The sequence below is a fragment of the Bradyrhizobium sp. LVM 105 genome (genome assembly GCF_003957705.1).
In the GTDB taxonomy this organism is placed as follows: Bacteria; Pseudomonadota; Alphaproteobacteria; order Rhizobiales; family Xanthobacteraceae; genus Bradyrhizobium; species Bradyrhizobium frederickii.
Genome location: NZ_QZMV01000011.1, coordinates 230,000 through 245,004, shown reverse-complemented (window position 1 = coordinate 245,004; position 15,005 = coordinate 230,000). Strand labels below are relative to the sequence as shown.

The 15,005-nt window shown below is 66.4% G+C and carries 15 protein-coding genes; 4 read left to right on the top strand and 11 right to left on the bottom strand.

The features are described from left to right. Window positions 1-439: 439 nt before the first annotated feature. From D6B98_RS27410 to D6B98_RS27375, 8 genes are all read right to left on the bottom strand, one after another. A complete protein-coding gene (locus D6B98_RS27410; protein ID WP_126260135.1) occupies window positions 440-640 on the bottom strand; it encodes a hypothetical protein in 201 nt (66 codons plus the stop codon). Window positions 641-934: 294 nt separating this feature from the next. Then, entirely contained in the window at window positions 935-3,076 is a 2,142-nt protein-coding gene (flhA, locus tag D6B98_RS27405) for a flagellar biosynthesis protein FlhA (protein ID WP_164718889.1), read from the bottom strand. A 349-nt stretch (window positions 3,077-3,425) separates the two neighbouring features. Then, entirely contained in the window at window positions 3,426-3,728 is a 303-nt protein-coding gene (locus tag D6B98_RS27400; protein WP_126260133.1) for a copper-binding protein, read from the bottom strand. A 17-nt stretch (window positions 3,729-3,745) separates the two neighbouring features. Next, window positions 3,746-4,222 carry a cupredoxin domain-containing protein gene (locus tag D6B98_RS27395; protein ID WP_430644588.1) on the bottom strand — a complete coding sequence of 159 codons (477 nt, stop codon included), beginning with the start codon at window positions 4,220-4,222 and terminating at the stop codon, window positions 3,746-3,748. Window positions 4,223-4,232: 10 nt separating this feature from the next. After that, window positions 4,233-5,567: a copper oxidase gene (locus D6B98_RS27390; RefSeq protein ID WP_126260132.1), complete on the bottom strand. Its 1,335-nt coding sequence runs from the start codon at window positions 5,565-5,567 to the stop codon at window positions 4,233-4,235. Between the two features lie 13 nt (window positions 5,568-5,580). Beyond that, window positions 5,581-7,008 carry a TolC family protein gene (locus D6B98_RS27385; protein ID WP_126260131.1) on the bottom strand — a complete coding sequence of 476 codons (1,428 nt, stop codon included), beginning with the start codon at window positions 7,006-7,008 and terminating at the stop codon, window positions 5,581-5,583. 9 nt (window positions 7,009-7,017) lie between these two features. Next, window positions 7,018-7,302: a hypothetical protein gene (locus D6B98_RS27380; protein ID WP_126260130.1), complete on the bottom strand. Its 285-nt coding sequence runs from the start codon at window positions 7,300-7,302 to the stop codon at window positions 7,018-7,020. Between the two features lie 76 nt (window positions 7,303-7,378). Then, entirely contained in the window at window positions 7,379-7,786 is a 408-nt protein-coding gene (locus D6B98_RS27375) for a hypothetical protein (RefSeq protein WP_235885155.1), read from the bottom strand. A 157-nt stretch (window positions 7,787-7,943) separates the two neighbouring features. Between D6B98_RS27375 and D6B98_RS27370 the strand changes: the two genes are divergently transcribed. Then, window positions 7,944-9,236 (top strand): MFS transporter, encoded by a 1,293-nt coding sequence (locus D6B98_RS27370; protein ID WP_126260128.1) that lies wholly within the window; start codon window positions 7,944-7,946, stop codon window positions 9,234-9,236. Between the two features lie 53 nt (window positions 9,237-9,289). On the opposite strand, the gene D6B98_RS27365 is transcribed toward D6B98_RS27370, so the two are convergent. Beyond that, on the bottom strand, window positions 9,290-9,928 hold the full coding sequence (locus tag D6B98_RS27365) for a TetR/AcrR family transcriptional regulator (RefSeq protein ID WP_126260127.1): 639 nt from the start codon (window positions 9,926-9,928) through the stop codon (window positions 9,290-9,292). Window positions 9,929-10,178: 250 nt separating this feature from the next. On the opposite strand from D6B98_RS27365, the gene D6B98_RS27360 reads away from it, so the two are divergent. The 3 genes from D6B98_RS27360 to D6B98_RS27350 are packed head-to-tail and all read left to right on the top strand — an operon-like array spanning window position 10,179 to window position 13,982. Next, window positions 10,179-10,676: a (2Fe-2S)-binding protein gene (locus D6B98_RS27360; protein ID WP_126260126.1), complete on the top strand. Its 498-nt coding sequence runs from the start codon at window positions 10,179-10,181 to the stop codon at window positions 10,674-10,676. Continuing rightward, complete coding sequence (locus D6B98_RS27355; protein ID WP_126260125.1) at window positions 10,673-11,728, top strand: FAD binding domain-containing protein; 1,056 nt, start codon at window positions 10,673-10,675, stop codon at window positions 11,726-11,728. Before D6B98_RS27360 ends, D6B98_RS27355 begins: the two co-directional genes overlap by 4 nt. Further along, on the top strand, window positions 11,721-13,982 hold the full coding sequence (locus D6B98_RS27350) for a xanthine dehydrogenase family protein molybdopterin-binding subunit (RefSeq protein WP_126260124.1): 2,262 nt from the start codon (window positions 11,721-11,723) through the stop codon (window positions 13,980-13,982). Before D6B98_RS27355 ends, D6B98_RS27350 begins: the two co-directional genes overlap by 8 nt. Before the next feature lie 39 nt (window positions 13,983-14,021). Here D6B98_RS27350 and D6B98_RS40150 read toward each other — a convergent pair whose 3' ends face one another. Together D6B98_RS40150 and D6B98_RS27345 are read right to left on the bottom strand one after the other, a co-directional pair. After that, entirely contained in the window at window positions 14,022-14,174 is a 153-nt protein-coding gene (locus D6B98_RS40150; RefSeq protein ID WP_164718888.1) for a hypothetical protein, read from the bottom strand. A gap of 190 nt (window positions 14,175-14,364) precedes the next feature. Next, the gene (locus D6B98_RS27345; protein WP_126260123.1) at window positions 14,365-14,913 is read right to left on the bottom strand and encodes a cupin domain-containing protein; all 549 of its coding nucleotides are present in this window, start codon (window positions 14,911-14,913) and stop codon (window positions 14,365-14,367) included. Window positions 14,914-15,005: the final 92 nt, after the last annotated feature.

Sequence of the window (15,005 nt, the reverse complement as noted above, 5' to 3'; positions counted from 1 at the left end):
GATTATTGTCGCGGCGAAGAGAGTCTGACGGTGTTGAGACGTATGCGCGGAACACTGAGCTCTCGTGCCCCGGACGCGGCGCAGCGTCCCTTCGACGATGCGCTGCAGAGCCGGGGCCCACCTCGCAGCGAGCGCCGCGGCCTGCTGGATCCCGGCCCTGCGCAGCAGCGTAAGAACGCTGCAGCGCGTCCGGGACACGAGATTCATGCACTGCCGCCTCCACACACTCCGTCATTGCGAGGCCCTTGCGACGAAGCAATCCAGGATGCCTGCGCGGAGAGATTCTGGGAGGAATCGCGACCCCAGACATGAGAAAGCGCCCGTGGGGGGCGGGCGCTTTCTGTAGTCGACTTGGGGTTGGGGTCGTCTACATATCCACGTGGCGACTTTGGGGGGCTGGTAAAGAGCCGCGTGAATTCAAGAAACTCGTCAGATCTCCTTAGCGAACGAGGGGCACGTTCGAGCTGGTGATAGCGACCGGCTTGCCGGCCTTGATGACGCGGGCGGTCTGGGTCAGGCCTTCATCCGAACCCGTGCGTGCCGTGATGCCGAGGCCAGCCACCACGATCCCTGCGACGAGGGCGACGACCACGACTTTCAAGTGGGTCGCGCGATCCGCGCTGTAGATCGAGTGGTTCACGGAAGCCTCCTGCCGCCATCTACCCGAAGTAGTCGCCAGCCCGTTCAGGCAGGTTCATGCTTCCGGTGCCCAACAACCTAGTATTGGGCGGATTCGTTCCCAAGAGGCCATCACAAAGGCGTGATAGGACGTGAAAGGTCGCGATCAAAGGCGACCCTTGATCGTGCATTTCTATAATTATTTCAAAGATGTAATGTGCTTTCCGGGCGCCTTTTCGACAGCTGGTCCACAAGGCGCCAGGAACTCAAAAACCATTTGCCTGTGGCCGAAAAACACACGGCTTCTTAAGGCAAATCAGACGCTTCCGACCGTTTTCAACCTCGCCCTGGGGTGGATTTCAGCCTGCGACAGCACGGTGGTCTGGGCGCGGAACCGCTCCACCAGGGACCGGACGAAGGGGCGAATGGCCGCGGAGGTGACCAGCACCGGCGCCTCGCCCTCGCGCGCGGCACGCTCGAAGGCTTCGCGCACGGCGGTCATGAATTCCGACAGCTTCGAGGGCTGCATCGCAAGGCTGCGTTCCTCGCCCTGGCCGATGATGGATTCGGCAAAGGCCTGCTCCCATTTCGCCGACAGCGCGATCAGCGGCAGATAGCCGGCGTAGGAGGTGTTCTGCGCGCAGATCTGCCGCGCCAGGCGCGCCCGGACATGCTCGACCATGGTTGCGGGATTGCGCGAGAAGGCCAGCGAGTCGGCGATGCCTTCGAGGATGGTCGAGAGGTCGCGGATCGAGATGCGCTCGGCGAGCAGCAATTGCAGCACGCGCTGGATGCCGGACACCGTGACCTGTCCCGGCACGATGTCCTTGACCAGCTCGCTCTGCTCCTTCGGCAGCTCCTTGAGCAGCTTCTGCACCTCGCCATAGGAGAGCAGGTCCGACATGTTGGCCTTGAGCAACTCGGTGAGGTGGGTGGAGAGCACGGTCGCGGCGTCAACGACGGTGTAGCCCTTGAGCGAGGCCTCTTCCTTGAGGCTGGCATCGACCCAGGTCGCGGGCAGGCCGAAGGTCGGCTCGGTGGTGTGGATGCCGGGCACCTGCACCTGGCTGCCGCCGGGATCCATGACCATGAACTGGTTCGGCCAGATCTTGCCGGTGCCGGCGTCGACCTCCTTGATCTTGATGATGTAGGTGTTGGCCTCGAGCTGGACGTTGTCGAGGATGCGCACCGCCGGCATCACGAAGCCCATCTCGATCGCGAGCGAGCGGCGCAGCGCCTTGATCTGCTCGGTGAGGCGGTCGGTGCCGTCCGGCCCGTTGACCAGCGGCAGCAGCGCATAGCCGAGCTCGATCTTGAGGTCGTCGATCTTGAGTGCCGCCGAGATCGGCTCCTCCGTCGCGGCAGCCCCCGGGGCTCCCGGCATGCCAGGCGCCGGTGCGGCATGCGCGGCTTCCTCAGCCTTGGCGTTGACGCGGTTGCGGTTGCGGGCGTTCCAGGCCAGCGCGCCGGCGCCGGCGCCGAGCGCGAGGAACGGGAGGGTCGGAATGCCCGGCAGCGCTGCCAGCACCAGCATGACCGCCGAGGACATCGCCAGCGCCTGCGGATAGCCGGAGAACTGCTTCATCAGCGCCTTGTCGGCGGCGCCGGAGACGCCGGCCTTGGAGACGAGCAGGCCGGCCGCGGTCGAGACGATCAGCGCCGGCACCTGGGTGACGAGGCCGTCACCGACGGTCAGCAGCGTGTAGGTGCGCCCGGCATCGGCGAAGGACATGCCCTGCTGCGCCACGCCGATGATCATGCCGCCGACGACGTTGATGAAGACGATCAGGAGGCCGGCGATGGCGTCGCCGCGGACGAATTTGGAGGCACCGTCCATGGCGCCGAAGAAGCCGCTCTCGTCCTCCAGCTCCTTGCGCCGCTCCTTGGCGACCTTCTCATCGATCAGGCCGGCGGAGAGGTCGGCGTCGATCGCCATCTGCTTGCCGGGCATAGCGTCGAGGTGGAAGCGCGCTGCGACCTCGGCGATGCGGCCCGAACCCTTGGTGATGACGACGAAATTGACGATGATCAGGATGGCGAAGACGATGATGCCGATGACGAAATTGCCGCCCATCACGAAGCTGCCGAAGGCCTCGATGACGTGACCGGCGGCAGCCGTGCCCTCGTGCCCGTGCGACAGGATCAGGCGGGTCGAAGCCATGTTGAGCGACAGGCGCAGCATGGTCGAGATCAGGAGAACGGTCGGGAAGGCCGAGAATTCCAGTGGCGTCTGGATGAACAGCGAGGTCATCAGGATCAGGATCGAGAGCGTGATCGAGATCGCCAGAAACAGGTCCAGCACGATCGCCGGCAGGGGCAGGATCAGCACCACCAGGATGGTGAGGATGCCGAGCGCCAGCGCGATGTCGCCGCGCCTGAGGATGGTGACGATCTCGTGGACGGAGGGGATGCCGGCTCTTGCGGTGCCTACGCCTTGTCCCGCGGTGACGTCGACCATGGTAGCTGCCTCCCCGCGCGACTGCCGTCCGCGCGCCCCAAACGTCTGCGCGGCGGCCGAGGGGCCGCCGTTTCGAAAGTGAGGCACCGCACTGGCGTCCACGGGGTTCCTCCCGTTTTACGCGGCCGACGACACTCGACTTCACCCGGCAATTCTTGCCGGGTGTATGGTTAGCAAAGGGTTAACGGGGAGTGGGAAGCAGGGCGGGGGCGGGGTGTTTCGGGGCGCTCAGGCCGTCATTCCGGGGCGGCTCGCAGAGCCGAACCCGGAATCCATCGGGCGGCGGAGTTGGTCGATGAATGGATTCCGGGCTCGCGCCGAGCGGCGCGTCCCGGAATGACAGGAAGGGCTATTTCGCCTTTTGCATCTTCGTCACCGTGTACCCCGAGGCCGCCTCCTCGGCCTCGAAGGTCACCTTGTCGCCGACCTTCACCTGCTTGAGCATGGCGGGATCCTTGACGCGATAGACCATGGTCATGGGGTCCTCCATGCCGAGGCTCTTCGCCGGACCGTGCTTGAGCGTGATCTTGCCGGCGCCCTCGTCGATTTTCTTGACCTCGCCGCTGATCGAGGCCGCCTCGGCCGCCAGAGCTCCGGTGGCAACGCTCAATGTCAGCGCCAGCGCGGCGGTGATACGGATGATGCGGTTCATGGCAGACTCTCCTCGCGTTACTTGACGGTGACGTGGCCGACCATGCCGTAGTCGCGGTGGTCGGGAATGAGGCACGAATATTCGAACGTGCCGGGCTTGCTGAATTTCCAGAGGATCTCGGCCGTCTTTTGCGGCGCGAGCCTGACCCCGTTGGGTTCGTCGTGCTCCATATGCGGATGCTTCTTCATCTCCGCCGCATGCGCGAGATTCTCCTTGGTGGTGGCGAGCAGGAATTCGTGGTCCTCCTTGCCGACATTGCGCAGCACGAAGCGGATCTGCTCGCCGCGCTTGACCTCGATCCGGGCGGGTGCGTAGTCCATCTCGTTCAGCAGGATCTCGATGGTGCGCGCGGGCTTCTTGGGGTCGCCGGGCTCGCCGGCCGAAAAAGTCGCGTGAGAGTGCTTGTCGTGCGCAAAGGCCGGCGCGGTCGACAGCGCAACCAGCGCGAGGCCAAGCTTGATCGTCTTCATCGTCATCTCCAGTTTATGGTTCATCGAAACGCTCTCACATCTTGTGCTTCATCGGTGGGCTGCCGCGCTGCTGCCGTGCCGGCTCCGCGGCCGGCGCCGCGACCTCATAGGCGACGGTGCCCTTCGGGAATTGATAGGGGCCCGGATCGCGATAATCGTCGCGCGCGAGGTCCTCGCGGATCTTCATCACCGTGAACATGCCGCCCATCTCGATCGGGCCGAACTGGCCGGTGCCGGTCATCATCGGCAGCGTGTTGTCGGGCGCCGGCATCTCCATGTTGCCCATCGCCATGCCGGTCGAGCCCATCGCCATGCCGTCGGGCGCGAGCTTGCCGACCGCCTTGGCGAGATCCTTGCGTGACACGCCGATCAGGTTGCGCACGTCGTGCCCCATCGCGTTCATGGTGTGATGCGACTTGTGACAGTGGAACGCCCAGTCGCCGGGATTGTCGGCGAGCACGTCGAACACCCTGACGGCACCGACCGGCACGTCGGTCGTCGTCTCCGGATATTGCGCGCTCTCCGGAATCCAGCCGCCGTCGGTGCAGGTCACCGCAAAGCTGTGGCCGTGCAGATGGATCGGATGGTTGGTCATGCTGAGATTGCCGATGCGCACACGCACCTTGTCGCCGAGCCGGACCGCCAGCGGATCGATGCCGGGAAACACCCGCGCATTCCAGGTCCACATGTTGAAGTCGGTCATCTCGTTGACGTGGGGCAGATAGGTGCCGGGATCGACGCGATAGGTGCTCATCACGAAGACGAAGTCGCGGTCGACCGGCCGGAAGTTTTGATCGCGCGGATGCACGACGACCATGCCCATCATGCCCATCGCCATCTGCACCATCTCGTCGGAATGCGGGTGGTACATGAAGGTGCCGCTCTTCCTCATCTCGAACTCGTAGACGAAGGTCTTGCCGGGCTGGATGTGCGGCTGGGTCAATCCGCCGACGCCGTCCATGCCGCTCGGAATGATCATGCCGTGCCAGTGCACGGTGGTGTATTCGGGCAAGCGGTTGGTGACGAAGATGCGGAGCTTGTCGCCCTCGACCGCCTCGATCGTCGGTCCGGGCGACTGGCCGTTATAGCCCCACAGATTCACCTTCATGCCCTCGGCGAACTCGCGCACCACGGGCTCGGCGACGAGATGGAATTCCTTCCAGTCGCCGTTCATGCGGAACGGCAGCGACCAGCCGTTCAGCGTCACCACGGGGCGATAATCGGGTCCGCTGACGGGATGGAGCGGCGGCTGCATCACCACCTTGTCCATGTGCGGGGCTTCCGGAATCGAGGCGGCCTGCACGCGGCCTTGAACCGCGGATGCGCCGACGAGCGCGGCAGTCCCCAAAAATCCTCGGCGGGAAAACATCTCGGTCTCCATGTCAATGGCCGCCGCCGTCGGCAGGCGCTGCCGCGGCGATGGTGGTTGGATTGTCGCTGCCGGCGGCCGGCGCGCCGCCGCCGTTGACGGCGGTCTGCAAGTCGGCCTGGGCGAGGAAGAATCTCTGCCTGGCGTCGATCGCACCGCGCAGCGCGGCGAGGCGCTGCCGCGCCTCGGTCAGCAGCGCGAAGATGTCGACCTGCATGCTGGAGAAGCGCAATTGCATCTCCTCGGTGATGATCTTGCGCAAGGGGATGATCTCGCGCTGGTAGTGGCTGGCGATGTCGTAGGTGGATCGGTAAGTCCGATACGCATCGCGCGCTTCCGAGCGCACGTTGACGGCGCGCTCGGTGAGGCGGTTGAAGGCGAGATTGTAGGTCTCGGTCGCCTGCCGCACCCGCACCTCGCCGCCGTCGAAGATCGGGATCTGGAACTGGACGTCGAAGCCGCGCTCGCGGAAAGGTGGCCCTTCCGGATCCTGGGTACGCCGTGAGATGCCGGCGAGGTCGAGCAAGGTCACGAAGCGCGTCGCCTCCGTGAGGTTCATGGCCTTGGCCAGTGCCACCAGCTCCAGCCGCGCGATCTGCAGGTCGATGCGATGGGCGACCGCGTCGGCCTCGATCGAAGGCAAGGTCAGCGGCCGGCGCGGCAGCGGCGGCAACGCGTTCGGCAGGCGGAAGTCGAGGCCGCCGTCCCACAGCCCCATCAAACGTGCCAGCCGTTCGCGAGCGCTCGCCGCGGTCTGTCGCGCGGTGGCGAGGTCGGCCGTGGTCTCCGCGTAAAACACCTGCTCGCGGGCCTGGTCGAGCTTGTTGAGGGAGCCGGTCTCGCCGAGCTTGACGGCGAGCTGTGCGGTCGATTCCGCCGTCGCCTTGGCGTCGGTCAGCAGCACCACCATCTCGTTGTCGGCGACGGCGCGCCAATAGGCGCGGCGGACGTCGGCGGCGAGCCGCAGCGTCGCCAGCGCCGCGCGCAATTGGGCCTGACGAAAACGCTCGCGGGCGATGTCGGAGCGGAACGGCAGGGTGGCGAGCGCGAGGATGTCGCCGACCACCTGGCGTTCGATCTCGCTGGCGCCATTGCCTGTGATGCGCGAGATCGAGAACACGGGATTGGGCGGCAGGCTCTGCTCGACCAGATCGGTCTCGGCCAATGCAAGCTCGTTATAGGCGGCTTGCAGTCCCTTGTTGTTGAGCAGCGCGATCTGTACCGCGCTCTCGGCGCTCAGCGTGCGCGCCAGCAATTGGCGAACGCGCGCCTCGACCGCGCCGGCGCCGTCGGCCGTTCGCACGAAGGCGACGTCCTTGTCGATGGTCCGGCTGGTCAGCTCAGAGACGGCGCTCATGCCGCTGTCGGGCGAGAACGCGGCGCAGCCGGAGACGCTGAACGCGGTGAGGATGAGCAAGCCTCGCGCAAGATGGCATGTCATGGCGCGCTCCTACCGGTCCTGCTTCGGTTGCGGCGTGACGGCGCCATTGCGATCGCGCCATGGCGCGGGCGTGGCCGGCCGCAGGCTGGTGTAGGGCGCGATGGTCGAGCGATAGCCGACCGGCGCGACCTTCGCCGCCGGATCGGCAGGATCGGCGGCCGCGACCTGCGTGGTGGCCGGCATGCAGCCGGGCAGCGCCAGCGCAACCAGGGCCAGCAGCGGCCAATAGAATCGAAAGTGTCGTCCGCGCACCGCGGATATTGCGGCGGACTCCGCCCCGGAAAGCGTCAGCATGATTCATCCCTGATCTGAAGGACCACAGGCCCGCGCGCGCGGAGAGCGCGCAACAGCCCGAAATCGTCGCGTCAGATCAGGCGATGGGAGGGCGGTAGTGCAGGGGCGGCGCCGCGCTGTGCAGGCTGGCCACGATCTCCGGCGCACAGGCGGTGACGGGCAGAGGCGGCATGGCGACGCTGGGCAGATCGGCCGGCAGCGCGCTCACGCACATCATCGCGCAGCAGGAGCCGACCGTTCCCTTGCCGCCATGATGATGCGGCGCCGGCGTATCCCGTTCGGCGGTCTGGTGATGCGAGTGCGGTCCGGCGTGCTGATGCGAAGTGGCATCATGTCCGTGGCCGGCAGGCATCTGATGATGCGCCGGCACGGCGTCCGCCAGCACGGCCTCCTCGAGGCAGGGCGCCGGGCCGTTGCTCCAGGCGAGGCCCGCTGCCGGCGCGAGCACGCAGAACAGATAGGCGAGGGCCAGGAGGCGCCCCACCTTGATCCGTACCGATCGTCTCAATCGCAGCAACATTGCGTCGTCAGGTTCCCGCGCGGCGATGGTGCCTGCGCCGATTGCAAGCTAATCGCAAAAGGGGCAGCCGCCAAGCACCTTGTTACCGCAGTGCACAGCGCATGCCCAATATCGCGCCACGATGCTTGACCATAAAGCGCCCAGCGAACATGGTCCCGCCGTGCTTGCGCCAAATCATCCAGGACAGAGACCGGCCGCCTTCACGCCTGATTCGCGTCAGGCCTGGGTGCGCCTCGTGCTTGCGCTCGTCATCGGCTCGATCGGCGCCGTCGGCATGTGGGCCGTCGTGGTCGTGATTCCCGTGGTGCAGGCCGAATTCGGGGCCACGCGCGGCGCCGTGTCGCTGGCCTTCACGCTGATGATGTTCGGTTTCGGGCTCGGCGGGGTGATCGCCGGCAAGATCACCGACCGGTTCGGCATCGTGCTCGCGATGGCGATCAGCATCGCCTTTCTCGGCATCGCCAACGTGCTCGCGGGCCTGTCGACCCAGCTCTGGCAGTTCGTCGCCGCCTATTTCCTGATCGGCCTCGGCACCTCGGCGACCTTCGCGCCGCTGATGGCGGAAGCCTCGCATTGGTTCGAGCGCTATCGCGGCCTTGCCGTGACCATCGTCGCCAGCGGCAATTATGTCGCGGGAACGATGTGGCCGCCGATCGTGAGCTGGGGCACCGAGACGATCGGCTGGCGCTACACCCATATCGGCATCGGCATCGTCTGCGCCAGCACGATGGCGCTTCTGGTCCTCGTCCTGCGCGCGCAGATGGGCGACGAGCATGTCCGCGACCATGCCAATGCGCCGCCGCCCCGCGTCGATCTCAAGCTGTCGACCAACACGCTGACCGTGCTGCTCTCGATCGCCAGCATCTCCTGCTGCGTCGCCATGGCGATGCCGCAGGTGCACATCGTCGCCTATTGCGGCGATCTCGGCTATGGCGTGGCGCGCGGCGCCGAGATGCTGTCCTTGATGATGGGCTGCGGCATCGTCAGCCGGATCGGCTCCGGCTATCTCGCCGACAAGATCGGCGGCATCCACACGCTGCTGGTGGGATCGTTGGCGCAGGGATTTGCGCTGGTGTTCTATCTGTTCTTCGACAGCCTCGCCTCGCTCTATCTCATCTCCGCGATGTTCGGCCTGTTCCAGGGCGGCATCGTGCCGAGCTACGCCATCATCGTGCGCGAGGCGATGCCGGCGAGCGAGGCGGCGACGCGCGTCGGCATCGTGATCTTCGCCTCGGTGTTCGGCATGTCCTTCGGCGGCTGGGTGTCGGGCGTGATCTTCGATGCCACCGGCTCCTACGGCGCGGCGTTCGCCAACGGCGTGGCCTGGAACGCGCTCAACATCGGCATCGTCGTGCTGCTCCTGATCCGCTCGCGGATGAGTTCGGCGAAGGCTGGCCCTGGTTTCGCGACTTAGGGCGACTTTTCGCCGTCAGCAGCGAACAGCCGGATCTCGCATTTTTCGTTCGACTATCGTTTCCGCTTTGCGGCCGGCTTCGCTGGCTTGGCCGCGCGCGCCTTGGTCTTGGCACTGGGCTGCACGCGTAAGCCATCGACGAACACGTCGAGCATGCGCAGCACCGAGGATTGCCAGCCGGGCTGGTCGTGCATGTAGCACATCCCGATCAAGGCCCTGAGCAAATCCTCCGGGCTGATGTCGCCGCGCATCTCGCCGGCCGCGACGGCGCGGTCGAGCAGCGAGCCGATCGCCTTGGTCAGCCGGTCCATCGAGAACGCCGCGAGCTCCGACGAGCTCTGGAAGGTCAGCGCCAGCGCGGCCGACATGCCTTTCTTGGTGGCGACGAATTCGACGTTGGACCGCAACCAGCGCCTGAGCGCATCGACCGGGTCCTTGGCGTTCTTCAACTGCTCGGCCAGCTCGCTGAGCTGCTCGACCTCGCGCCGGTACACCGCCTCGAACAATGCCTCGCGCGTCGGAAAATGCCGATAGAGCGTGCCGATGCCGACGCCGGCGCGTTTGGCGACGGCTTCCAGGCTGGCCTCGGGACCTCCGGCGCTGAACACGGCCTTGGCCGCTTCGAGCACGCGCTCGCGGTTGCGCACGGCATCGGCGCGGGGCTTCCGAATCTGGTCGGTGTGGTCGTCCATAGCGCGCAATGTAGATCACGAATTGGTTAGATTGAACCCTCGCCGGACCTCCGCAGGGCTCATCGCGTTGGTGGCGCACGGGCTTTTGACGAATTCCAAATATTTCCGGGCGGGCCTTGTTAAACGGAGGGTGCCTCCGTATCTTCGCTTGGCTGTTGGCCGGCTTCCGCCTGGCCGACGCATATCGACGGCAGCCACGGCGGTGGCGCGCTGCGCGATGACTCATGTCCAAATCTGATCGGAGCCTTGTATGAACCACTCCATCAGCCTCACCGTGAACGGTGCGCGGCGCGACTTCGTCCTCGACGATCCGCGCGTCACGCTGCTCGATCTCCTGCGTGAGCGCCTCCATCTCACCGGAACCAAGAAGGGATGCGATCGCGGCCAGTGCGGCGCCTGCACCATCCTGGTCGACGGCAAGCGGATCAATTCCTGTCTCGCGCTCGCCATCAGCCATGACGGCGCCGACATCCTCACCATCGAGGGCGTTGCGCGCGGCGACCAGCTGCATCCGGTGCAGGCCGCCTTCATCGCCCATGACGGATTCCAGTGCGGCTTCTGCACGCCCGGCCAGATCATGAGCGCGATCGGCATGATGCAGGAAGCGCAGGCCGGCAACGATCCCGAGCGCATCCGCGAATGCATGAGCGGCAATCTCTGCCGCTGCGGCGCCTATGCCGGCATCGTCGATGCCGTGCTCGATGCGCAAGGACAGATGGACCAATCCAACCAGAGGCGCTCGGCATGAAACCGTTCGAGTACATCAGGCCCGCCACGGTCGCCGAGGCCGTCGCCGCCGCAGCCCAGTCCGGCGCCGCCTATCTCGCCGCCGGCACCAATCTGCTCGATCTGATGAAAGGCGGCGTCAGCCGTCCGGATCGCCTGGTCGACGTCACCCATCTCGACGGGCTCGATGCCATCGAGACTCTCGCCGACGGTTCGTTGCGCATCGGAGCGCTGGTGAGCAATGCCGATCTCGCGCATGACCCGGCCTTTGCAAAGTCCTATCCGGCCGTCGCCGAGGCGCTGCTCTCCGGCGCCTCGGCGCAATTGCGCAATGCCGCGACCGTCGGCGGCAATCTGTTGCAACGAACGCGCTGCGCGTATTTCTACGACACCGCCAGCCGCTGCAACAAGCGCGAGGCCGGCAGCGGATGCGATGCCCTCGAGGGCGAGAACCGCACCCACGCCGTGCTCGGCTGGAGCGAGAATTGCATCGCCACGCATCCATCCGACTTCTGCGTGCCGCTGGTCGCGCTCGATGCCATGGTCGAGATCGAGGGCAGGGGCGGCCGTCGCGAGATCGCGCTCGACGAGCTGCATCGTCTGCCCGGCGACACGCCCACGCGCGAATCCGCGCTTGAGCCCGGCGACCTCATCGTCGCGGTGCGCCTGCCGCCGGCGGCGCACGCGTTTGCGGCGCACGCGCGCTACCTCAAGGTCCGCGAGCGCACCTCCTACGCCTTCGCAGTCGTCTCGGCCGCCGCCGCGTTGCGGATCGAGAACGGCAAGATCGCCGAAGCCCGGCTCGCGCTCGGCGGCGTTGCCGCAAAGCCATGGCGGGCCCGCGCCGCGGAGGACGTGCTGAGGGGCGTCGCGCCCGCGGCAGATGTCTTCCAGGAGGCCGCCCGGCGTGCGCTGACCGACGCAAAACCGTCCGGCGACAACGCCTTCAAGATCGAGCTCGCGCGCCGCATCGTCGTGCGCGCGCTGACCCTCGCCGCCGCCGGTACGCCCGCGCGCCTGCCGGCGCTGCCGGCGTCTCCCTTTGCCTCGACGTCCGGAGCCATCCATGCCTGAGCTCAATCTCACCAGCGCACCCGCCCATATCAGGCACGGTTCGAACATCGGCCAACCGCTGACCCGCCGTGACGGCGTCCTCAAGGTCACGGGGCAGGCGACCTATGCCGCCGACAATCATCCGCCCGGCATGCTCTATGCGGTGACGGCCGTCGCCGGCATTTCGCATGGCCGTGTGATCTCGCTTGATGTCGCCGCCGCCAAGCGCCATCCCGGCGTGGTCGATGTCATGACGCCGGAACACAAGCCGCAGCTTGCGATCGATCCGGAGATCAAGACCAATCCGTTCGTGTTCCGGATGGAGGCGTTGCACAGCAACGAAGTCCGCTACGCCAACCAGCCCATCGCGGTCGTGATCGCGGAGACGCTGGAGGCGGCGACGGAAGGCGCGGCGCTGCTGGCGCCGCGCTACGAAACCCTGCCTCCGCTGGTGGGGCTCGACGCCGGCGAGAGTTTCGTGCCGCCGGTCGTCGGCGTCGGCAATCCCACCGAACTTCACCGCGGCGATGTCGAGGCCGGCCTTGCCTCGGCCGAGACGCGGATCGACGCGACATACGAGACGCCGCCGCAATATCACAACGCGATGGAGCCGCATGGGATCGTCGCGAGCTGGGATGGCGACAGTTTGTCGATCGATATGCCGACCCAGGGCTTGAAGCTGTCGCTCGCGCGCATCGCCGAACTGTTCGGCATCGCGCACGACAAGATCCACATCCGCAGTCCCTTCCTCGGCGGCGGCTTCGGCTCGAAGGGGCTGATGGGGGGGCCGTCGGTGCTCGGCATCATGGCGGCGAAGCTGGTCGGCAGGCCGGTCAAGCTGGTGCTGCGTCGTGAGCAGATGTACGGCCCGGTCGGCCACCGTGCGCCGACGCGTCAGCGCCTGCGCCTCGGCGCCGACGGCGAGGGACGTCTGACCGCGCTCGATCACCATGCGCGGACCGTGTCGAGCACGTTCGACGATTTCTACGAGCCCGCGGCCGATGCCTCGCATACGCTCTATGCGGCACCCGCGATCCGCACCTCGCATGACGCCGTACGTGTCCACACGGGAACGCCGCTGTTCATGCGGGCACCCGGCGAGGCGACAGGCTCGATTGCGCTGGAGAGCGCGATCGACGAGATGGCCTGGGCCTGCGGCATGGATCCGCTGGCTTTCCGCCTGAAGAACTACGCCGAGGTCGAGCCGATCAGCGGCAAGCCGTTTTCTTCAAAGGCGCTACTGGCCTGTTATGAGCAGGGCGCAGCGCGCTTCGGCTGGGCCAAGCGTTCGCTGCAGCCGCGGCAGATGCGCGACGATGCCGGCCTTCTGGTCGGCTGGGGCATGGGCACGGCGACCTTCCCGGCGCTGATGTTCCAGGCGGAAGCCCGCGCGGCGATCCGGCGCGACGGCTCGGGCGTGATGGAGATCGGTGCGCACGACATGGGGCAGGGCGCCTGGACCGCGCTGGCCCAGATCGCGGCTGATGCCGTCGGCCTCGATATCGCGCGGGTCGAGTTCAAGGCGGGGACATCCGACTTGCCCGATGCCGGCATCGCCGGCGGTTCCGCGCATACGGCCACGGCCGGTGCTGCGATCCACAGCGCCGGCGCGGCCGTGATCGCCAAGCTCGCCGATCTCGCCACCGGTGACGAGCGCTCGCCGCTGTTCGGCGCCGGCAATGCCGGCGTGATCGCGCGCGAAGGAAGGCTGGTCCGGCGCGACGACGAGAGCCGCGGCGAGAGCTACGCCGAAATCCTGGCGCGCGTCGGCGTCGCTGAGGTCGAGGCCCGCGGCACCGGAGCGCCGAATCCTGCCGCGATGGAGGAATATGCCATGCATGCCCATGGCGCGGTGTTCGCGGAGGTGAAGGTCGATCCCGAGCTCGGCCAGGTCCGTGTCAGCCGCATGGTCGGGGCGTTTGCCGCCGGGCGGATCGTCAATCCGCGCATGGTGCAGAGCCAGCTGTTCGGCGGCATGATCTGGGGCCTGTCGTTCGCGCTGCACGAGGAGGCGATTACCGATCGCCGTACCGGCCGCATCATGAATGCCAATCTCGGCGAGTACCACGTTCCCGTGAATGCCGACGTGCCGCCCCTCGACGTGATCACGGTCGAGGAGCACGATCCGCACGTCAACGCGCTCGGCATCAAGGGCGTCGGCGAGATCGGCATCACCGGCAGCGCCGGCGCGGTCGCCAACGCGGTCTGGCATGCGACCGGCGTCCGTGTCCGCAAGTTTCCGATCCGGATCGAGGAACTGCTGACGCCGCGCTGAGGCGGCAGGCGAGGCGAGGTCTCCTCGCTCCGCCGGGTGTCAGTTCATCATCCTGCGGAGGGTCTTGATCTGCTCTCGTAGCGCCGCGACGTATTTCTCGAGAGCCGCGCGCAGCTCACGCGAGTGGAGCTGGTCGGTGTCGCTCAGCACGTCGTGGAGTGCGGCTTCAGCATTGGCGAGGGTGGTCTTCATGCGCGAGCTCCGTCTACGAAGCGGCCCCGGAGAGCCCAGGAGTCCGGGGCCATAACCTCAGCACCTTTGCGCCAGGCTGCTCGGCTACGTTTCCGAATATAGAGCGGTTGAGCCCGCGGAAATTGAGCTGGCTCAATCTGCTTCAGAAAAGGCGGGGCCCCGTATCCTCCCGGATGCGGCTGTTTGCGCTTCAGAACGTCGGCGGCGTGCAGGCCGAGATCACCTCGCACGGCTTGCCGCCGACGCAGCGGAACCGGTGCGGCCGGCGGCTCTCGAAATAATAGGCATCGCCCGGGTTGAGAATGCGGCGCTCGTCCTCGACGGTGACTTCGAGCTTGCCCGAGATCACGATGCCGCCTTCCTCGCCCTCATGGACGAGGTGGACGCGGCCGGTGTCGCTGCCGGGCTCGTAACGTTCCTTGAGGATCTGCAGAGTGCGGCCGAACAGATTGTCGCCGATCTGACGGTAGGAGATCGGCTTCTTGCCGACCTCGGTGAGCTCTTCGGCGCGGTAGAAGATCTTGCGCCTGGACTCCGGCTCCAGTGCGAAGAACTCGGCGAGCCCCATCGGGATGCCGTCGAGGATGCGCTTGAGGGCGCCGACCGAGGGGTTCATCTGATTGGATTCGATCAGCGAGATCGTCGAGTTGGTGACCCCGGCGCGCTTGGCCAGCTCGCGCTGCGACAGCTTGTGGCGCGCCCGGATGAATCGCAGCCGTCCACCGATGTCGACGCTCATGGCCCGGATCCCGTGTTGCAGGTGTTGCGGATCGCGCAAATATGGACCGGCAGCCCCAGACAAATCAATGGGTTGTGGCGCAACAGAAAAGG